21 protein-coding genes are annotated in these 20,682 nt (G+C 43.3%); 11 read left to right on the top strand and 10 right to left on the bottom strand.

Features of this window, described 5'->3' with window-relative positions; genetic code table 11:
- Nucleotides 1-4: 4 nt before the first annotated feature.
- Together PY092_RS08210 and PY092_RS08205 are read right to left on the bottom strand one after the other, a co-directional pair.
- Entirely contained in the window at nucleotides 5-454 is a 450-nt protein-coding gene (locus tag PY092_RS08210) for a hypothetical protein (protein WP_275615369.1), read from the bottom strand.
- A 45-nt stretch (nucleotides 455-499) separates the two neighbouring features.
- Nucleotides 500-1,453, bottom strand: a complete 954-nt coding sequence (locus PY092_RS08205) for a TolB family protein (protein WP_275615368.1) — start codon at nucleotides 1,451-1,453, stop codon at nucleotides 500-502.
- 147 nt (nucleotides 1,454-1,600) lie between these two features.
- Between PY092_RS08205 and PY092_RS08200 the strand changes: the two genes are divergently transcribed.
- Nucleotides 1,601-3,142: an N-acyl-D-amino-acid deacylase family protein gene (locus PY092_RS08200; protein WP_275615367.1), complete on the top strand. Its 1,542-nt coding sequence runs from the start codon at nucleotides 1,601-1,603 to the stop codon at nucleotides 3,140-3,142.
- A gap of 28 nt (nucleotides 3,143-3,170) precedes the next feature.
- On the opposite strand, the gene arsB is transcribed toward PY092_RS08200, so the two are convergent.
- From arsB to PY092_RS08180, 4 genes are read right to left on the bottom strand one after another with little or no spacing between them, the layout of a single operon-like run.
- On the bottom strand, nucleotides 3,171-4,223 hold the full coding sequence (gene arsB / locus PY092_RS08195) for an ACR3 family arsenite efflux transporter (protein ID WP_275615366.1): 1,053 nt from the start codon (nucleotides 4,221-4,223) through the stop codon (nucleotides 3,171-3,173).
- The gene (locus PY092_RS08190; protein WP_275615365.1) at nucleotides 4,223-4,840 is read right to left on the bottom strand and encodes an arsenate-mycothiol transferase ArsC; all 618 of its coding nucleotides are present in this window, start codon (nucleotides 4,838-4,840) and stop codon (nucleotides 4,223-4,225) included. Before PY092_RS08190 ends, arsB begins: the two co-directional genes overlap by 1 nt.
- 13 nt (nucleotides 4,841-4,853) lie before the next feature.
- On the bottom strand, nucleotides 4,854-5,318 hold the full coding sequence (locus tag PY092_RS08185; protein ID WP_275615364.1) for a DUF6428 family protein: 465 nt from the start codon (nucleotides 5,316-5,318) through the stop codon (nucleotides 4,854-4,856).
- A 46-nt stretch (nucleotides 5,319-5,364) separates the two neighbouring features.
- Entirely contained in the window at nucleotides 5,365-5,694 is a 330-nt protein-coding gene (locus tag PY092_RS08180) for an ArsR/SmtB family transcription factor (protein WP_275615363.1), read from the bottom strand.
- 152 nt (nucleotides 5,695-5,846) lie between these two features.
- On the opposite strand from PY092_RS08180, the gene PY092_RS08175 reads away from it, so the two are divergent.
- The 10 genes from PY092_RS08175 to PY092_RS08130 are packed head-to-tail and all read left to right on the top strand — an operon-like array spanning nucleotide 5,847 to nucleotide 14,240.
- A complete protein-coding gene (locus PY092_RS08175) occupies nucleotides 5,847-7,001 on the top strand; it encodes a cysteine desulfurase family protein (protein ID WP_275615362.1) in 1,155 nt (384 codons plus the stop codon).
- Nucleotides 6,998-8,152 (top strand): XdhC family protein, encoded by a 1,155-nt coding sequence (locus tag PY092_RS08170; protein WP_275615361.1) that lies wholly within the window; start codon nucleotides 6,998-7,000, stop codon nucleotides 8,150-8,152. The genes PY092_RS08175 and PY092_RS08170 overlap by 4 nt, the downstream gene beginning before the upstream one ends.
- The gene (locus PY092_RS08165) at nucleotides 8,149-8,754 is read left to right on the top strand and encodes a nucleotidyltransferase family protein (protein ID WP_275615360.1); all 606 of its coding nucleotides are present in this window, start codon (nucleotides 8,149-8,151) and stop codon (nucleotides 8,752-8,754) included. Before PY092_RS08170 ends, PY092_RS08165 begins: the two co-directional genes overlap by 4 nt.
- On the top strand, nucleotides 8,751-8,987 hold the full coding sequence (locus PY092_RS08160; protein ID WP_275615359.1) for a MoaD/ThiS family protein: 237 nt from the start codon (nucleotides 8,751-8,753) through the stop codon (nucleotides 8,985-8,987). The genes PY092_RS08165 and PY092_RS08160 overlap by 4 nt, the downstream gene beginning before the upstream one ends.
- A complete protein-coding gene (locus PY092_RS08155; RefSeq protein ID WP_275615358.1) occupies nucleotides 8,984-9,997 on the top strand; it encodes a HesA/MoeB/ThiF family protein in 1,014 nt (337 codons plus the stop codon). Before PY092_RS08160 ends, PY092_RS08155 begins: the two co-directional genes overlap by 4 nt.
- Nucleotides 9,990-10,433: a molybdenum cofactor biosynthesis protein MoaE gene (locus tag PY092_RS08150; RefSeq protein ID WP_275615357.1), complete on the top strand. Its 444-nt coding sequence runs from the start codon at nucleotides 9,990-9,992 to the stop codon at nucleotides 10,431-10,433. Before PY092_RS08155 ends, PY092_RS08150 begins: the two co-directional genes overlap by 8 nt.
- Nucleotides 10,434-11,330, top strand: coding sequence for a bifunctional molybdenum cofactor biosynthesis protein MoaC/MoaB (gene moaCB, locus PY092_RS08145; protein WP_275615356.1), 897 nt, complete (start codon nucleotides 10,434-10,436; stop codon nucleotides 11,328-11,330). It begins immediately after the preceding gene.
- Nucleotides 11,323-12,315, top strand: a complete 993-nt coding sequence (gene moaA, locus PY092_RS08140) for a GTP 3',8-cyclase MoaA (RefSeq protein WP_275615355.1) — start codon at nucleotides 11,323-11,325, stop codon at nucleotides 12,313-12,315. The genes moaCB and moaA overlap by 8 nt, the downstream gene beginning before the upstream one ends.
- Nucleotides 12,315-13,481, top strand: coding sequence for a molybdopterin molybdotransferase MoeA (locus PY092_RS08135; RefSeq protein WP_275615354.1), 1,167 nt, complete (start codon nucleotides 12,315-12,317; stop codon nucleotides 13,479-13,481). The genes moaA and PY092_RS08135 overlap by 1 nt, the downstream gene beginning before the upstream one ends.
- Before the next feature lie 3 nt (nucleotides 13,482-13,484).
- On the top strand, nucleotides 13,485-14,240 hold the full coding sequence (locus tag PY092_RS08130) for a sulfite exporter TauE/SafE family protein (RefSeq protein WP_275615353.1): 756 nt from the start codon (nucleotides 13,485-13,487) through the stop codon (nucleotides 14,238-14,240).
- Here PY092_RS08130 and PY092_RS08125 read toward each other — a convergent pair.
- From PY092_RS08125 to PY092_RS08110, 4 genes are all read right to left on the bottom strand, one after another.
- Nucleotides 14,237-14,584, bottom strand: a complete 348-nt coding sequence (locus tag PY092_RS08125) for a winged helix-turn-helix domain-containing protein (protein ID WP_275615352.1) — start codon at nucleotides 14,582-14,584, stop codon at nucleotides 14,237-14,239. The genes PY092_RS08130 and PY092_RS08125 overlap by 4 nt on opposite strands.
- A gap of 128 nt (nucleotides 14,585-14,712) precedes the next feature.
- Nucleotides 14,713-15,288 (bottom strand): DJ-1/PfpI family protein, encoded by a 576-nt coding sequence (locus PY092_RS08120; protein WP_275615351.1) that lies wholly within the window; start codon nucleotides 15,286-15,288, stop codon nucleotides 14,713-14,715.
- Between the two features lie 172 nt (nucleotides 15,289-15,460).
- The gene (locus PY092_RS08115; RefSeq protein ID WP_275615350.1) at nucleotides 15,461-18,871 is read right to left on the bottom strand and encodes a HEAT repeat domain-containing protein; all 3,411 of its coding nucleotides are present in this window, start codon (nucleotides 18,869-18,871) and stop codon (nucleotides 15,461-15,463) included.
- A gap of 186 nt (nucleotides 18,872-19,057) precedes the next feature.
- A partial coding sequence (locus tag PY092_RS08110; protein WP_275615349.1) for an immunoglobulin-like domain-containing protein occupies nucleotides 19,058-20,682 on the bottom strand: 1,625 nt, incomplete at its 5' end.

Here is a 20,682-nt window from a genome sequence, read left to right as displayed (position 1 = left end):
CCTTTTACAAAAACTGGTAGATATAATTGAAGGAAAGTTCAATGATAACCCCCAAAATAAAGCTTCCAAGTACCTCCAACAAAGAAATTCTTCCAAGATTGTAAGTGTTGGAAAATGCCAAGTACAGGGACCAAATAGCGCACACCACAAAAATAAAGGCCGCATAAACAGGGACATTGGAACCGAAGAGTCCCACCAAATTAAAAATAGGGTCCAATAAAGCAGTGAAAGCAAAAAGCGCAAGAGCGAAATTACTTTTTTTATGGCCTTGGAACAGATAAATACCAGCGATTAATAGCTCAATACATATTGCAATAGGACCAAATTGGTTGTAGTATTCGGGTTTAAAGTAGGCCTCTGGATTTTTTGGAAAAGCACTGTTTTGATAGAAGACTATCGCCAAGACCAAACCGATAGTCATAAAAACAAGAGCATTGGATTTTCTTTTTGTCATGATTTAGTTGTAGTTATATCAAAAATGATAGGGAAGTGGGATTATCTAATCCCTTGGTTTCCATATAAAATTCGGTGCTTGTTGATATTGGAAGGTATCATCGGTCAAGATTTCCATTTCCTTGGTTTCCCAATTCATCAGACCAATATGGAATTGTGATTGCTCGTCATCAAATAGTTCAATGGCGAGCCATTTCCCATCTGGACTCCAGTCATGCCACCCCTCGTTCTGGGTGTTTTCCGTCAACTTCCATGTTTTACTACCATCCAAGCTAACGGCATATAAACTGTATTTGCCATTTTGCTTGCTTTGGTAGGATACAAAATTTTCTGTAGGGTGCAATTTAGGGGCCCCTGCTCGGTATCCGAATCTTCCCGCAGTCGTATCCTTTTCTGGGTAATGGGTCAGTTGCTTTCGGTTTTGACCATTTTCATCAGTAATGTATAGCTCTTCATCAAACCCATCTATATTTTTACCACTGGTTTTGCCACCTCTAAAAACCACTTGCTTTCCATCATTTACGAATAGGGGGTCGGCCGCAAACGGTAAGCCTATTTCTAACCTGTTGACAATATCTCCGTTTCTATTAAGGATATAAAAGGTGGATTCTGTAATCAGTTTGGGTTTCACAATAAGTTCGGAGCCATCTTTTCTTGTGCTCATCCAGCTGTCGGCCAACTCCAGATTAGAAACTTTTTGGACATTTTCTCCTTTGAAATTGCTTTTGTAAAGAAAATAACATCGTTTGCAAGCGCCTCTATCAGAAATAAAATAGAGTGTGTCTTGGTATGAATAATAGGTCCACTCCACATTGTAAAGGTCAGTGATGTTTTTCTTATTGGTGCCATCCAGATTCATGGAGAATACCTCGTAATTGTCAATATCAACATCTCTCAAAACATTGTAAACCAGTCCCAATTCGTGTTCGGATACGTTCTCTTTTGTGTTGCAGGACAGCAACAACACCAAAAGTCCAAGAATAGTAACTCCTTTTGTCATAATGCGTTCAGTTTGATAGGGTTTTATGTAAGGTTGAAGATACTAAACTATCCGAAATTTTAGATCTGTTAAAATTTGTAGTTTATTTGTGGTGAACACTAGTGTTGCTCATACAGCGAATAGACTGATTCTTAAAACCGACCAATTATGCTATCTAGATTCTTTTCTTTCTACTTTTTGACTTTGTTGCTCCTCTCTTGTGAACATACTCAGAAAACCGATGATATCACATACGATCTATGGATCAAAAACGCCAATGTAGTGGATGGTATGGGATCAAAAAGTTATAGGGCACACGTGTTGGTCTTGGATGATGAAATAGCAAAAATTGAAAAGGATACCAAGCAAGAATTTCTGGCACAAGAGCAGGTGGATGCAACAAACAGCGTTCTGACCCCAGGTTTTATCGACACACATGCCCATGGAGATCCAATTGAAGACCCGGAATTCAAGAACTTTTTGGCCATGGGGGTTACGACCATTGCACTTGGACAGGATGGGTATAGCCCTCGTGAGAAAGATTTATCGGGTTGGATGCAAAAGGTGGATTCTGTGAATTCTGGCGTGAATATAGCAATGTTCGTGGGGCATAATACCATACGTCAACTTTCAGGGGTAAACTATGAGGAAGTGCCTTCCGAAGAAGGTCTTGCCGAAATGAAGAGGCTTTTAAACAATGCTTTTGAAGTAGGCGTTTTTGGCATGACCTCTGGCTTGGAGTACAATCCCGGTAGTTTTTCCAAAAAAGAGGAATTGGAAGAATTGGCAAAGGTAGTGGGTAAGCGTGGAGGACTGATCATGAGCCACATGCGTAATGAAGATGATACAGAAGTGGAGCAATCCATTCGGGAACTGTTGAGTCAAGGTAAGTATTGCCCGGTGCACGTTTCACATATTAAATCCGTTTACGGAAAAGGGGAAGAGCGTGGCCGAGAGATTTTGAAATTGCTGGATAGTGCCAAAACTGAAGGTGTGCAGGTTACAGCAGATCTGTATCCCTACACAGCCAGTTATACGGGAATTGCCATTGTTTTTCCTGACTGGGCCAAGAAACCCCATGATTTTGATGAGGTGGTGGCGAATAGAAAATCCGAACTACAGAAATTTCTTCGGAACAAAATAGCCCAGCGCAATGGTCCACAGGCTACCCTGATTGGTTCAGGTGAATTTGCGGGTAAAAATCTACAGGAGATTTCAAAAGAATTGAACAAGCCATTCGAAGATGTTTTGATTGAGGATATTGGTCCTTATGGTGCCAGTGGTGCCTATTTTATTATGGATGAAACCCTACAAAGAACCTTGGTCCAAAGCAATTTGGTCAACATTTGCAGCGACGGAAGCCCAACTATGCGACATCCCCGCGGTTATGGAAGTTTCCCGAAAGTAATCGAGAATTACGTGAACAAAGATGGGTTGTTCACTTTGGAAGAGGCAATTTATAAAATGACAGGGCTTGCGGCCAAGACCATGGGATTGCAAAAAAGAGGAGTGATCCAAGAAGGTTTTAAAGCCGATCTTTTACTTTTTGCCCCTGCAGATATAAAAGCAACCGCTACGTTCGAAAATCCACATCAGCTTGCAGAAGGTTTTGACGAAGTTTGGGTCAACGGCAAACGGGCCATAAAAAATGCTCAATTCTCTGATGAAAGATTTGGTAAAATACTGCGTAAAGAAGTATCACAAAAATAACCTTGAGCATAAATCAATCAAAATTGATTTATGCTTTCGCTTTATTGAATCCAAAATATTTCTTTCTAAACCAAAAAGAGACTTTGACCAACAAGATCAAGGCAGGTACTTCCACTAACGGTCCAATAACCCCGGCAAAGGCTTGACCAGAGTTCAATCCAAAAACGGCAATGGCAACGGCAATGGCAAGCTCAAAATTGTTACCGGCCGCCGTGAATGCCACAGAAGCTGTTTTGTCATACTCGGCACCCATAGCCTTTGTAGTGAAAAAGCCGATAATGAACATCAAAACAAAATAGACCAGTAGGGGAACGGCAATGATCAACACATCCATGGGTATTTGCACGATTAATTCACCTTTTAGGGAAAACATGATCACAATGGTAAACAAAAGCGCTATTAAGGTAATGGGGGAAATGGCGGGAATAAACTTTGTTGTATACCACTCTTCTCCTTTTGATTTTACCAAGATTTGACGGCTCAGAATCCCCATCAAAAAAGGAATGCCCAGATAAATGGCCACACTCTCGGCAATGGTCCCGATGGAAATATCAACTATCGCTCCTTCAAAACCAAAGTAAGGTGGAAGTATGGTTATAAAGATCCAAGCATAAAAACTATAGGCGAAAACTTGAAATATACTGTTTAGGGCGACCAGACCGGCACCATATTCGCTACTACCTTCGGCCAAATCGTTCCAGACCAAGACCATGGCAATACATCTTGCCAAGCCAATCAAAATAAGGCCTACCATGTATTCGGGGTAGTCACGGAGAAAGATGATGGAAAGGGCAAACATCAAAATTGGGCCCACAATCCAGTTCAAAACGAGAGAAATGGATAGAATTTTAGTGTTTTTGAACACTTTGGGCAACAGGGAATATTTTACTTTGGCCAGTGGCGGGTACATCATCAAAATCAATCCGATGGCAATCGGAATATTGGTCGTTCCGCTACTAAAGGAATTGACAAAGTCGGGAAAGTTGGGAAAAAAGTACCCGATACCGACCCCTAAAGCCATGGCAACAAAAATCCAAAGGGTCAAGTTTTTATCTAAAAAGCTTAATTTTTTGATGGCCATTAGTTTTGAATTAGGGAAAAGACATAAAGCATTTCGGTGGCAATCTGTTTGCTTCGCTCACTGTATTTTTCAGCTTGCTGAGGTGTATTGTCAAACGCTTTTGGATCGTCGTAAGTGATAGGTATGCGTTTTTCGGCCCCAGGCACAAATGGGCAACCTTCATCAGCCTGCGAACAGGTCATAATGGCCGCAAAGTCCGACTTAGGATTGAAATCATCATCCATCCGTTTTGAAAAACAGATGACAGGATGTTCGTTTTCCGAAAACTTGATACTGTACACTGGATTTTTTCCTTCGGAAAGCATTTGCACCTCAAAACCAGTGTTTGCCAAAGTTGAAGCCACCATGGGAAATAGGGCGGTGGCCTCCGTTCCTCCCGAGTAGCAGCTTACATTCTTAATTCCAAAATGATGAGCCATGGTCTGAGCCCAAATCTGGGACAAATGGCTCCGTCTGGAATTGTGTGTGCAAATTAGGTTTAGTCGAATAGAATCCTTGCTATCCACCTTTTCTTGAATGTAGGCCACAAGTGGTTTCAACATTACTTTTCTGTCTTCTGAAATGGATTTCATATCCAAATTTGAGATGAAATCGTTCAACACCGAATAATGTGACATGATTTTTGTTTTTTTAGCAACACCCACTTCCTGGAACACATCCAGAATTCTGAAGTTCGGAAAGTTTTACTTTGGGTTTTTCTTCAGGAATACCACATTTGTCCTTTGCCAAACAATCAGTTTGTTTGGTGGTCAACAAAAAGTTTTTGCCATCAAAATCGAGAGCAAATTTTTCAATGGTCTGTCCCTGATACTCCACTTCAACTTCCAAATTTCCTATACCTAAAGTTTCTTGGGACAGTTCAATGATGTGGACCAACTTTTCAGGATGGAGCCTGTGGTCATAATCATCAGCATTCCAAAGCTGAAAGTTGACAACTTCCTCATTTCGAACAGTTCCTCCACAATCAATAAAATGCTTGGTTATTTTACCCACTTCGGTTACGTGAAAATGATTGGGGACCAAATCCCCGTTGGGCAATTGAAACGCTATGGTCTCCAATTGGGACAATACTGATTTAACTTCTTCTAATTTCATATCTCTATATTTATTGTAATATTACGATTAATTAGTTCAAATTTTTTTAGCAACAATCTTTTTGGTTGAGGTCTTGGTCCAAAAATTCGGACATTATTTCTTTCATTTTCGTCCAATTATCGGCATCAATGCAGTAACAAACACTTGTACCTTCCACATTGCCTTTGATAAGACCAACTTGCTTTAATTCCTTCAAATGTTGGGAAATTGTGGGTTGGGCCAAACCGATTTCATCTACTAAATCCCCACAAACACAAGCATTCAGTTTATATAAATACTGCAGAATCGCCACACGAGCCGGATGCCCGAATACTTTTGCGTATTGGGCAATCTGATTTTGCTTATCAGTAAATATTTCAGTTTTGGCTAAGCCCATAAATAATCTTATTCATTGCAATATTACGATTAATAGGTTTGCTGACAAAGATTTTTTAGGATTTTATTTCTTAATGGTTTGAAAAACATAGGGGAATACTGATTCATTCTTATTAAATTGCGTTATGCACAAACAAACATAACGATTGTAATTTGTCGCCAACAAAAAAAATATATCTGGATTATAATGCAACCACACCTACGGAACCAAAAGTGGTGGAGGCGATGCTGCCATATTTTATTGAGAACTTTGGCAATGCGAGCAGTGATCATTCTTTTGGGTGGTGTGCCGATGATGTAGTGGAAACAGCACGTAGTCAGGTAGCGAAGCTGGTAGATTGTAGGTCAACGGAAATCACTTTTACCTCCGGAGCTACGGAGGCCGCTAATTTGGCCTTGTTCGGATTTTGCAAAAAAAATGGGAGCAAGGGGAACCACATTATTTCCTGTAAAACGGAGCACAAAGTCGTTCTGGATACATTGAAGGCATTGGAGTCTGATGGTTTTGAAGTCACTTATTTGGATGTGGATGGACAAGGAAACATTGATTTAAGCCAACTGGAAGAATCCATTAAATCATCCACAATTTTGGTCTGCTTGATGCTAGCCAACAATGAGACAGGTCTGATCCATCCTATAAAAACCATAACCAAAATTGCACATTCCAAGAATGTTCCTATAATGTCGGACATTACACAGGCTGTGGGCAAAATTCCAGTGGATTTGCAAGATTTGGGAATCGATATGGCTATTTTTTCTTCGCATAAACTTTATGGACCTAAAGGGATTGGCGCACTTTACTTAAACAAAAACAATAATATTTCCATCGACAAACATCTTTTCGGTGGAAGCCACGAAAAAGGAGTACGACCCGGAACTTTGAATGTTCCTGGGATTGTTGGATTTGGCAAAGCTTGTGAAATTGCCAACCAAAGCTTGAATAATAACCACGAAAAACTGGTAAGGCTTCAAAATCAATTAGAGGAGGAGCTATTGACTATAGACGGAGTAACCATCAATTGCCAAGATGAAGAGCGGTTGCCCAATACTACAAATGTGTCGTTCAAAGGCGTGGATGGTACCAAACTGCTTCGGTATTTGAACACTTTCGCCGTTTCTCGTGGTTCTGCATGTACCGCAAATCAAGTGAACCCATCCCATGTATTAAAAGCGATGGGAGTTGAAGATGAACTTGCCTTTGCAAGTCTCCGCATCAGTACAGGGCGAAATACCTCTTCGGAGGACATTGAAAAAGCGGTATTTGAAATTAAAAAAGTCGTCAACCAACTTAAAACCACTGCCGTATGAGGGAGTTGGATGTCGTCATAGCAAGATATCAAGAGCTAAAGTCGCAGGGCATTCGCTGTATTTTGGCCACCGTGGTGCATGTTGAAGGTTCATCCTATCGAAGAGCAGGTGCACGGATGTTGGTGGATGAATATGGAAATATCACTGGGGCCATTAGCGGAGGTTGCCTAGAGGGTGATGCCCTCAGAAAGGCACTTTTTGCGTTGGATAGACAGGAAAACAAGCTGGTCACTTACGACACCAGCGATGAGGATGATGCGGTTATTGGTGCGCAATTGGGCTGCAATGGAATCATTCAGGTGCTCTTTGAACCCATAAATTATACCGATGGGAACAATCCGTGTGAACTTTTAAAAACTGTTGCGAAACAGGAAGTTCCAATGGCCGTTTCAGTAGTTTTTGACTTGAACAAAACCCAACACCAACTGGGAACTTGTTTGGTTTTAAATGAAAATCAAGTTATTTCGGGTCAACAACTCTCAGATGATTTGCATCAAGCTTTGCTTTTAAAAAGCAAGGAAGTCATTAACGAAAATGCTTCCTGTTTTGCTGAGCTCACAACGGAAGAGAAAACACATTTTGTGTTCATCCAAATGCATCAACCTCCTGTAAAATTGGTTTTGGTCGGAGCGGGGAATGATGCCCAAATCTTGGCTCAACAGGCAGATTTACTGGGTTGGAAGGTTACTGTGACCGATGGTCGCCCCACGCATGCCAATAAAGAACGTTTTGTGGGGTCTTGCCAAGTGATTGTGACCAAACCCGAAGAAACGCTTAAAAATATCAATATAGATAATCGAACTTGTTTTGTATTGATGAGCCATAATTACAACTACGATTTATCGGTACTCAAGTTACTGCTCGGAAATCCCGAGACACCATATATTGGTATTTTGGGACCATTGAAAAAATATGAGCGCATGCTCAACGAGCTGGCAGATGAAGGCATCGAAGTATCCAAAGAGGATTTGGCAAAGATTCATTCACCCGTAGGGTTGGAAATAGGAGCGGAGACACCCGCCGAAATCGGATTGTCCATATTGGCCGAAATTCAAAGTGTATTGACGAACAAAGAAGTCCGACCATTAAAGCAAAAAACCGAGCCGATTCACGATACAAAACAGAATCAATTTCAAAAAATAACCCTTTGAGTGCAGAAGAAAACATAGCGGTTGTTGTTTTGGCAGCAGGTGGCTCTACTCGTTTGGGAAGACCAAAGCAGTTGGTGGAATTCAAGGGAAAAACCCTTTTGGACCATGCATTGGACAAAGTGGACTTGCTAGGTTTCCAGACCAAAATTTTAGTACTGGGCGCAAAGCGGGAGGAAATTATGGATAAAATTGATTCCAACGACTTTAAAGTAGTCGTTAATACCCATTGGGAGCAGGGAATGGCATCTAGTATCAAATTGGGACTCGAAACTGCTTTAATAGAAGAGGATGGATTGGACCACGTACTTTTTTTGGTGTCCGACCAACCCTTTTTGGAACGCGCTAACTTAATCAAACTGGTGCATACGCAGCTGACACAACGCCCAAAAGCGACCTATTCCAAATATGGGGATAATATTGGGGTGCCTGCTATTTTTAGTAAGGAAGCATTTCCATTGCTATTGGAATTAGAGGGAGACGAAGGGGCCAAGAAATTGATGCGCTTGGAAGATTTTAATTATTGTACGGAAACCTTTAAAAAGGGTGGTTTTGATGTGGACACCGAAGAAGATGTACAGCAACTAAAGCAAATGGACGTATGAAAGTAACCATAAAATATTTTGGTTTGGTGGCCGAAGCTGCCGATAAGTCCGAAGAGGTTTTGGAACTCAATGGGGCGCTTACTGCGTCGGAACTAAAAATACAATGTTTGAATGGCTTGGCTATTGCTGACAAAGATTCAGTCCAGATAGCGGTGAACCAAAATTTAGACGATACAATAACGATAAAGGACGGAGACGAAGTGGCCTTATTGCCGCCGTTCGCTGGAGGATGAGCAGATACGACAGACAAATAAAACTCACGGAAGTTGGACCTGAAGGCCAAGAAAAGCTTTGCGATGCCAAGGTATTGATTGTTGGTGTTGGAGGACTGGGCTGTCCTGCTGCCATGTATTTGGCAGGTGCAGGAGTAGGTGCCATTGGTTTGATGGATCATGATAAAGTCGATATGTCCAACCTGCATCGACAAGTATTATTTCAAGAGTCGGATGTGGGCAGGTCGAAGGCCAATGCTGCCAAAGAGCGCTTGGAAAAACAGAACAGTGAGGTGCGGTTTGAAGTATTCGAAGAGCCGTTGACCATTGAAAACGTGGAAAACATCATCAATCAATACGATGTGGTCTTGGATGGTACGGACAATTTTGAAACCAAGTACCTGATCAACGATGCATGCATATTGACTGATAAACCTTGGGTTTTTGCCTCCATTTATAAAAATGAAGGGCAATTATCGGTCTTTAATTACAAAGATGGGCCTACGTATCGTTGTGTATTCCCGAAAAGCACGCGACAGAACATTAGCTGCGAGGCTACGGGAGTTTTAGGTGTGTTGCCTGGTATCTTGGGAGCACTTCAAGCTGCCGAAGCCCTTAAAATCATCTTGGGAGCGGGCGAGGTGCTTTCTGGTAAGCTTAAGCTTATCAACATGATGCAGGCCAGCGAGCAGACCATCAAAATAAACAAACGCCCTGAAGAAGTGGAAAAAATTCGCAAGAATGGGATAGCCCCCGTTTATATTGATTGTGATCTAAAAAATAAAGAACAGTGGTATCTCGATGTACGCGAAGTGTTCGAACAGCCCAAACCGAAAGGGAAAAAGGTGCTGAGCATTCCTATGGGTGATTTAACATCACGATACCAAGAAATACCTAATAATCAGGAGGTTTTTGTATTCTGCCAATCTGGAAAACGAAGCAAAAACGCCATAGAAATCCTTAAAAATGAATTTGGCTTTCACAACTTGAAAAACGTGGAAGGCGGTATAGAAACAATTATTGATGGATAAGAAAAAACCAAAAAAAGTATTTGTACAAGGAGCGATTCCTCTCGAAAAAATAGCCAATTCGGTGGCCAACCACCAAAGCAAGACGAATATTGGCGCGCACAGTATTTTTTTGGGACAGATCAGGGCAGACGAGGTAGAAGGCAAAACCGTGACTGCTATCGATTACGCGGCTTATGAAGAAATGGCAGAGAAAGTCTTCCACGAAATACGCGAAGCAGCTTTTGCCAAGTTCGACATTACCTGTGCCCATATTTATCATAGTTTGGGCAAGGTAAACGTTGGGGAGTTGTGCCTGTTCGTGTTCACCTCCTCGGCACACAGAAAGATTGCGATAGAAGCCACCAACTTTTTTGTGGAGGAAATCAAGGCGAGAGTTCCCGTTTTTGGCAAAGAGATTTTTGAGGATGAAACCCATCAATGGAAAGTAAATAAGTAAATGGTAGACATTACACATAAAGTGACCACTTTGCGGGAGGCCACTGCTGAAGCTATCGTAAAAACGAGTAGTCAAGCTACGATAGATGCGATACAAAACAATAAGGTTCCCAAAGGGAATGTATTTGAAATGGCCAAAGCGGCTGGTTTGTTGGGCGTTAAGAAAACCCCGGACCTCTTGCCCGATTGTCATCCATTGCCCATAGAATACACGGGCATCGATTATGAAATTGACGGTTTGGACATTACCATTTCCATGACGGTAAAAACCATTTACAAAACCGGGGTAGAGGTAGAGGCGATGCACGGGGCCAGTGTTGTGGCCCTTACCATGTACGATATGCTGAAACCGATTGACAAAAGCGTGGAAATCGGAACCATTCGTTTGAAATCGAAAAAAGGAGGGAAATCCTCGTATAAAGTCAATGCAGAAGGACTGACTGCCGATGTTGTTGTCTGTTCTGATACCATTTCCAAAGGAAAAGGAGAGGACAGGGCAGGAGAGGCCATTATCGAGAAATTGAAGGCTTTGGGGGTAACATCCCAAAAAAACATCATTCCCGATGAAGCTGAGGAAATCATCAAAAAGGTGGAAAGCACTTCCGCAGACCTTGTGATTTTTACAGGGGGAACAGGCGTGGGACCACGAGATGTAACCCCACAGACCTTGGAGCCCTTGTTGGACATCAAACTAAAAGGAGTAGAAGAACAAATGAGAAGCTACGGACAAAATCGGATGCCATACTCAATGTTCTCACGCTCTATCGCTGGTATAAAGGACGGTAAACTGATTTTGGCTTTGCCAGGCTCCACAAAGGGAGCTGCTGAATCGATGGATGCGATTTTCCCGCACGTGCTGCACGCATTCAAAGTGATAGAAGGAAAAAGACATGATTGACAAAAAACCACAAATAATAGACAATTTCGGGAGGCCACATACCTATCTCCGCATTTCGTTGACGGACCGATGCAACCTGCGGTGCTTTTACTGTATGCCGGAAGAAGGTATTGAGTTGATGGAAAAACCGAGCATTATGACCTTGGAGGAAATCATTGAGATGACAAGAACATTTCGTGATTTGGGTGTGGATACGGTACGGTTGACAGGCGGCGAACCTTTGGTTCGGAAGAATTTCGGTTTTTTGGTCGAAGAGTTGGCCAAATTGGGCGTGACTCTAAAATTAACAACCAACGGAATTGTGCTCGATAAATATTTGGATCTTTTCGATAAAGTTGGACTGCGAAAAATCAATTTCAGTCTGGATACCTTGGATAAGGCCAAATCTATTTTCATTACCAAGCGAGACTATTATGAGCGCATTATGCGAAACTTGAATATGGCCTTGGATATGGATATGGACATCAAGCTCAATATTGTGTTGATCAAGGGGGTTAATGACAAAGAAATCAATGATTTTATCGCATTGACCAAGGATAAAAAGATTACACCCAAGTTTATTGAGTTTATGCCCTTTAAAGGCAACAAATGGGACTGGAGCAAAGGGGTGTCCAAAGAAGAAATTTTAAAAACTGTTGGCAATAAATTTGGGGAAATCGAAACCCTTGATAATCCAAAGCACAGCACCTCCACCAATTTTAGGGTGAAGGGCCACAAAGGGAGTTTTGGCATTGTGAGCACGATTACCAATCCGTTTTGTGATGAGTGTAACCGTATTCGTTTGACCGCCGATGGCAAAATGAAAAACTGTCTGTTTGCCGCCTCAGAAACCGATTTGTTAACGCCGCTTCGGAATGGAGAACAAATTGAAAACACCATTTTGGAGGCCATAAAATCCAAAAAGCATTCCCGTGATGGCATGGACGTTAAAATGGACGCCGACCACTACGAGCAAAACCGTTCAATGATTTCAATAGGAGGGTAATGGTATCAATTGAAGAAGCACTTCGTATTATCGAAGATCAAAAAATCGATTTAGAAAGCGAATTAAAACCTCTTGAGGAGGCACTTGGCTATGCGTTAGCAACCAACACTGCTGCTCCTTTTGATGTGCCCGAGTTTGACAATTCTGCGATGGATGGTTATGCGCTCTGCGGACTTTATCAGGAGTACCAACTGGTAGGGGAGGTAGCAGCTGGCGACTCGAATGATATTTCATTGAAGGATGGCGAGGCGGTTCGGATTTTTACGGGTGCGAGAGTGCCCAAGGAGGCTACTGCAGTTATGATGCAGGAGAAAACTTCTGTTAAAGAGAACACGCTATTTCTTGATGAAATGCCTAAAGCTGGACAGAACATCCGTAAAAAAGGAGGTCAATTAATCCAAGGGCGAGAAGTGTTTGAACAAGGACACATTTTAAATCCACCTTCCTTGGCCTTGATGGGTAGTTTGGGAATGGAAAAATTGGAAGTCGTATCAAAACCAACAATCAATATCATCTCCACAGGAAATGAACTCGTAAAACCAGGTCAACCTAAAACTGAAGGACAGATATACGAATCCAATAGCTATGCAATTTCTGGAGCATTGCAACAATTCGGGTTTCAGCACCATAAAAAAACACAGATAAAAGATGATTTTGAAGCAACAAAAGCGGGTATTAAAACGGCTTTGGATTCTTGCGATGTGTTGATTATTTCCGGAGGAATTTCAGTCGGGGATTACGATTTTGTAAAACAATCCCTTGAAGAAAATGGAGTCAATGAGTTGTTTTACAAGGTATTTCAAAAACCAGGGAAACCGCTGTATTTTGGTCGAAAGGAAAATCAGTTTGTGTTTGCCTTGCCAGGTAACCCGGCATCTTCGTTGACCTGTTTTTATGTGTACGTGCTTCAGTTGCTGCAACGATTATCAGGATATGAAAACGTTGGTCTAACCACCTACCAATTTCCTATTAAGCATGCATATAAAAACACATTTGGACGTCCATCCTTTCTAAAAGCCGCAGTAATAGATGGACAAGTTGAAGTTTTGGACGGTCAAGGTTCGTCCATGATTCAATCCATGGCAAAAGGAAATGCACTTGCTTTTGTAGATGATGGCGAGGCATTGAATGAAGGGGATTTGGTAAGGTGCAAACTAATATCCTAATACATGGGCGTTGAATATTTACCTATAGTTTTTTTTCTGATTGCACTGTTTTATAGCTCGGTCGGATTTGGTGGAGGGTCCAGTTATTTGGCCATTTTAAGCCTATTTCTCACTGATTTCTATGAGATTCGTTCAACCGCCCTTATCCTGAATATTTGCGTAGTGACCATTGGAACCCTATTCTTTATAAAGAATAGGGTCTTCAACCTAAAAAGGTTTTGGCCTTTTTTGGTGGTTAGCATTCCATTGGCGTATCTGGGAGCACAGTTGCGGCTTTCCAGAACTTCTTTCTTTTTGGTATTGGGTGGTGCCCTGATTTTGGCAGGTATTTTCATGTTATTGCGATTTGTAAAGAAAAAAATGGACACCAAGGAGTTTTCCAATCCAAAAAAACTCGTTTTGGGCGGGAGTATAGGATTGCTTTCTGGAATTTCCGGAATAGGAGGGGGCATTTTCCTGTCGCCTGTATTGAACCTTTTAAAATGGGCCAACCCGAGAACCATTGCTTCTTTGGCCTCGGTTTTTATCTGGGTCAACTCCATTTCGGGATTGATCGGACTAAAGGTGGCAGGAACTTTCAAATTGAACAATGAGCTGATGCTTCAACTTGTTGTTGCTGTGGTGGTTGGAGGAAGTATTGGTTCCTATCTGTCCAACAAAAAGTTCAATCTTAAGTTTTTGGGAGTGCTAACGAGTATTTTGGTGCTTTATGTCGGTTTCCGACTGATTCTGTTGCACGGTTTTGGAATAAAGATTTAAATCAACCTTAAAATTTCTTCCGTATGTTGCTGTACGGTTTCATTGATTTTATCGTTCATTTTTTGAAAGGAGGCAAGGACTTTTTTGCCCACTTCCGTTAATTCTGCACCGCCTCCTTTGATACCGCCTTTGTGCAGTTCGACATAGGGTTGTTGCCCCCGTTGGTTCATATCGTCCACCATCGCCCATGCTTTGCGGTAGGACATACCCATTTCCTTGGCCGCTTTGGATAAGGAACCATTTTTTTCAATCATCATCAATAATTGAGCGCGTCCGGTGCCAAAGAATTTCTTTCCGTCAATATCTATCCAGCATCGTATTTTGAGTTCTTTGCTTCTGCCCATGCTTTTGATTTTAGCTTCAATCAATATAATTAAAACTCTTTTAACCCTTGTGCACCATCATAAAAAAGGATGGCATTACCAAAGTAAGAAATATGGTAGTGTCATCCTTTTCCAATCAATGAATTCGATTAGATGGATATTTCAGCTCCCATCACCTTTAAAAATTCACGTATAAAGGTAGGGTGTGCAGGCCATGCGGGGGATGTTACCAAGTTGCCATCCACGTAGGCCCCATCCACTGGAATATCTTGAAATTGACCACCAGCTAATGTTACTTCTGGTCCTACGGCAGGGTAGGCGGTAAGTTTACGGCCTTTGACCACTCCTGCTGCTGTAAGAATTTGTATGCCATGGCAAACAGTAGCAACGGGTTTGTTTTCGTCAAAGAAATGCTTGACCACGTCCAGCACTTTTTGGTTTAGGCGAAGATATTCCGGAGCACGACCACCGGCAATAACCAATCCTGCATAGTCGGATGGGGTAACATCGGAAAAACTGTAGTTCAATGCGAAATTGTGACCTGGTTTTTCGGTGTAGGTCTGGTCACCTTCAAAATCATGAATGGCGGTTTTAATGGTGTCGCCCTTTTTCTTGTCTGGGCACACCGCATGTACTTCATAGCCGACCATCAAAAGCATTTGAAATGGGATCATGGTTTCGTAATCCTCGGCAAAATCACCTGTTAGGAAAAGAATTTTTTTCATATCTGGAGTATTTTAAGGTTAATAACTAAACTACCTTAAAGTTACGGACAGATATTAGGAAAACGGGAATCGGTTCTATTAAATTAATATCAAAATTTACTTGAATATCCTATTGGATTAGAATTACGAAGGCATACAATAAAGCTCACTTTTTCGAGGGCTTTAGGTATTCTTATTCTTCAGTCTTTAAGTTGCTTAAATACTCGATGAGGTCGCGCAGCTCCCTCTTGCTGATCATTTTGCCCATGGCAGGCATCCCCGAAGGTAAATTTCGTCTGGTTTGAATACGTGAGTGTGCTACTTCGAGTGGTTCGGCATCCGAAGTACGTAGAATGAGACCTTCTTCGTTCTCTTCTTCCAAAAGTCCTGTGACCTCTTGTCCGTTGGTCAGGGTCAAAGCCACGCTTCCGTAACCTGGAGCTATTCGTTTGGAGGGTTCTATCAAAGCTTCCAAGATTTGCTCACGGGTCAATCTGTTGCCAATATTGTCCATGGAAGGACCCACTTGGCCACCAGAACCATTCAATGCATGACAACGTACACATTGGGCCGTGGGGTTGCTTGTGAACACGCTTTGTCCGTCCCACCAATTACCACCGTACAAGGTTTCTGCATACGCATCGGTACCATAACCTTGATTGTTTAATGCAGCTAGTTCTTTTTTGATCATTTCCGAGTCTTTGTTGGAAGCTGCTTCCATCAAATCGAGCATTACGGCTTCATCAATGCCTCCACGTCCAGCTTTTTTTAAGACATTGGATAGTACCACTTCGCTTTTTTCCACGGGCATTTCTGAGAGCACTTGCAGCAGTGCTTGTTGTTCGCTAACTCCACCTTTGCTGAATATCGGATTTACGACGGCGGGCAATTCTTCTTTTGTCAATGAAAGTTCGCCGATCAAAGTCACGGCAGTTCGTCTTACCTGTGCATTTTCATCGCCCATTCCCATGCGCATTACCTGTGCTAGTTGTTCATAACCTGTGCTGCCCAGTGCGTTCAGGGCTTCCGCTCTTGCTTCGGGAGAGGAGTTTGTACGTAGGAGTTGTACCAATCGGTCTTCATGTCCTTTTAGTTGCAAGGCGGACAATAGCTTCAATGCACCGATAAGGACTTCTGGGTTATCATCGGCCAAAAAATCGGACACGCTTCCCGACACTTTGTTTTGTATGGGTTCCAATGGTCTTTCTTTTTCTCCCAAATGATAACCGTCCACGCGGTCCATTACTGATGGCGATGTCCAAGTGCTCAAAGCGGCCAAGGCCTCACCTCGTAATTCGGAAGGAGCATTCCCATTCTTGGCGTATGCTATCAAATTATCCAGTTGATTTTCTCCGCCAACTCGAAGCGAGGCATTAATCACACGTCGCATCAAGGGTTCGGAACTGAATTTTGGGTTTTCCAACAGTGCCGCCAAATCGCCAAGGGCTTCTTGAATCCCTTTATCATCATTAATGGCTCGGGCAGCTTCGGTAACAATGTATTCATCCGTGTCCTTTAGAAAAGCAGCTACTTCTGGGCGATTCATTCGTCGTAAAGCCAAAACAGCGGCAATTTTCAAGGAACGATTTTCACTATTGGCCAAATCAACCAACGGTTGGGATTTTCCGATTCTGGATAGGGCCAAAACAGCTGCATGGCGTAGGTAGACATCTTCATCGGCATTTTCTGCCAACATATCCAATAGCGGTTGCACGGCATTTTCTGCTTTGATCCGTCCCAATGCCTGGGCAGCAAAAAACTGAATCCTAGGGTTTTCGGAATCGAGTAAGGCTATCATTCTGTCACTTCCTTCGGAATGATACACATCGCCCAATACTTTTAAACTTTGTGCTATGATTTCGGGGTCATTATCATTTAAAAGCTTCACTAATAGATCTGCTTTGTCGCTATCGTTGGCCGCTTGTTGACCAAGACCCCAAATGGCGTGGATTCGAGCCAATTGATTCTCATCTTCTTGTGCGACCTGCTTTAATTTTCGATGCCCCCAGAAAGTGCTTTTGGCCAATTCAAACTGTGCTTTTTGACGGATACGCATATCGGGATAACGCAATAACTCCACTAGTTCATCATTGTCCAATTCGGAAAAATCCGTAGTCATCCATTTTTGGGTCTCTTTTCGCTGTTCGGCCAAATCGTTTTCCGAATCGGTAACATCCAATTTCCAAACCCTTCCAGAGTTTTTGGTTCCCCATCCATTGATCCAATCGGCAAGGTATAGGGCGCCATCGGGACCAAATTTAATGGCCGTTGGCAAGATACCACTCAACATATCCACTTCGGAATTGAGTTCAAACGATGCTCCTTTCGGTTTTAAATCGAAAGACCAAATATGTGATAGGGCAGGGTCGCCCACGAACTCCACCAAAAAGAATTTATCCACCCAATCGGAACCCAAAGCGGTACCCGGATTAAAGAGCATTCCCGTAGGACCATTGTGGTAGTTCATAATGGGAGGGATGATATGGGCGGCTTGCCCTTCCCATCTGGGCAGGTATAGTTTTTCGTCCATCCAAACTTTGTACCCGTTGTTTTTTGGGTCGGTATATTTTCCATATTGCCAGTTGGAGCGCCATCCTGCATCCGAACCTTCAACAATATGCACGAGGCGTTCACTTTCCCCTCGGTGATCACCATCATTATCGGAAGAAATGATATTACCGTATTTATCAAACACAAATTCGTGGGTATTTCGAAGTCCGTGGGCGAATACCTCAAAATCGGAACCATCTGGATTGCTGCGTACAATCACACCTTGGTTAGAATAGGGATATCGATTTCCGTCTTTGTCGGTAATATTGGCTCCAATATCGCCTATGCCCCAGTAGAGTTTACCATCAGGTCCCATTACGGCACCCGACATGCCATGTCCACCAAAACCAATATGAACGCCAAAACCGGTGGCCAAGGAAGTTTTGGTATCAAATACTTCATCACCATTGGTGTCTTCCATGTGCCACATATCAGGGGCAATTCCAACAAACAATTTTTCGCCATCAACAGCCAAAGCATTGGCTACATCGCTTTCTTCGGAATTAAAATCATGAACAACACGGGTCGCTTTCTCTGCAACACCATCATGGTCAGTATCTTCCAATCGCCAAACTTCATCTTCTTCCACGGCTAAATCCATCCAATCGTGGCTACCATCATTGTTGAGGTCTGGCAACCATGAGTTTTCTTCACTTTTCTCAGGAGCGAAGGTTTCGTGCAGAAAGGCTTTTCTATCGGCGACGGTTTCAAAACTGTTGGATGCTGTCATCCAATCCCGATAACCCCGAATATCAAATTCTGAGTTTTTTTGACGATTGGTACGGGTAAAAAAGATACGTCCCTGTGCATCGATATCCATTGCAATAGGGTCGGGAGCAAGGGTGTCTGGGGCCCATAGGTTGAGTTGAAGCCCTTTCGCCATTTGAACAGAGCCCATATTTTCTGCCTCGGCTACCTCATTGTTGAGGTAAGCTGAGTCCAATTCGATTGTGATAGGGGTTTCAGTTGGTTTTGATGATTCTTTTTTACAGGAAACTACTACAATGAGCAATCCAAGAAGGATGATTGCAAACACAGGTTTTATGCGCATCATTTTTAAGGTTTGGTTCAATTATGACGGAAAAGGTATGAAAAATGGGCAAACACCCTAGTATTGATTTGTTAGTATTTTGGAGAGCTGTTAAATTCAAATAACCGAGGGAAACATAAAAAAGCCCCAAGATGGGGCTTTTAAAATTTAAATGATATAGGAATACTATTCGATTACCAACTGGATATCCTATCTCTCTATGACCATTTGTTTTTGGAAACTATAACCGTCTTCATCAAGTATCCGAACGATATATACCCCGACTGGAAGATCAAAAACAGGTATTTGATAATCGTCTCCATAAACAGTTGCTTTTTTCCTTTTTATAAGTCTACCTGAAAAATCAAATATTTCAAACTGTATTACTGTTTTGGCAGTCTCAAAGTTCAAGCTAACTACTTCATTTGCTGGATTTGGGTATAAACTCATATTATTAGTAGTCTTTGCGGTCAAATCATTGTCCACGATACTGAAGCTGAGGCTCAGTGTCGTCCCTTGGTCCCCCCCGAGTCCTGGGGCGCTGTATGGCACGCCCGTGATCAGATAGGTTCCTGTTGTGAAGGTCGCCCCGTGGTAGTTCCCACTGACGTCCCCGAAGAGGGCGTATGGTGCGTAGCTCTCAGTCCTTGTTGCCACCATGGTCCCTGATAGTTCAAGGCGTACACTTCCCACATCGTTGGTCGTGATGGCTTGGATATCAAAATTGTTCGTTGGCAGTGAGTTCAGATCGAGTACATCCCCATCTGAAAGTTGCTGAATTATGATATCTGATTCGGCATCTATCAGGTTGAAGGACGTCACGGACAGCACCTGGGGCACATCCACGACGTTGACGGTCCTGACGGCCTCTGTCGCAGGGTTTCCCGCGAGGTCGGACACGTTGTAGGTCACCAAGTACGATCCCACGGAGTTGGTGTCGACGCCGGAGGCATCTATGGTTATGGACCCGGAGATGTCTCCATCATTGTTGTCGCTCGCCGTAGCTCCCAGTTCCGTATAGGTCCCTCCCAGGACGATGTCCTGTGGGTTGTCCCCGATCAGGACGATGGACGGTGGGGTGGTATCGGGTCCTGGGTCGTCCACGATACTGAAGCTGAGGCTCAGTGTCGTCCCTTGGTCCCCCCCGAGTCCTGGGGCGCTGTATGGCACGCCCGTGATCAGATAGGTTCCTGTCGTGAAGGTCGCCCCGTGGTAGTTCCCACTGACGTCCCCGAAGAGGGCGTATGGTGCGTAGCTCTCAGTCCTTGTTGCCGCCATGGTCCCTGATAGTTCAAGGCGTACACTTCCCACATCGTTGGTCGTGATGGCCTGAATGTCCAGGTTGCTGGATGCAAGGGCGGCCATATTTATGACGTCCCCGTCCGATAGCACCTGTATGATGTTGTCGGAATCGGCATCTATCAGGTTGAAGGACGTCACGGACAGCACCTGGGGCACATCCACGACGTTGACGGTCCTGACGGCCTCTGTCGCAGGGTTTCCCGCGAGGTCGGACACGTTGTAGGTCACCAAGTACGATCCCACGGAGTTGGTGTCGACGCCGGATGCATCTATGGTTATGGACCCGGAGATGTCTCCATCATTGTTGTCGCTCGCCGTAGCGCCCAGTTCCGTATAGGTCCCTCCCAGGACGATGTCCTGTGGGTTGTCCCCGATCAGGACGATGGACGGTGGGGTGGTATCGGGTCCTGGGTCGTCCACGATACTGAAGCTGAGGCTCAGTGTCGTCCCTTGGTCCCCCCCGAGTCCTGGGGCGCTGTATGGCACGCCCGTGATCAGATAGGTTCCTGTTGTGAAGGTCGCCCCGTGGTAGT

Origin of the sequence: Flagellimonas yonaguniensis (assembly GCF_029193885.1) — a bacterium.
Classification (GTDB): domain Bacteria; phylum Bacteroidota; class Bacteroidia; order Flavobacteriales; family Flavobacteriaceae; genus Flagellimonas; species Flagellimonas yonaguniensis.
Note: the sequence above shows the minus strand (reverse complement) of the source record. Positions and strands in the feature narration are given on the sequence as shown.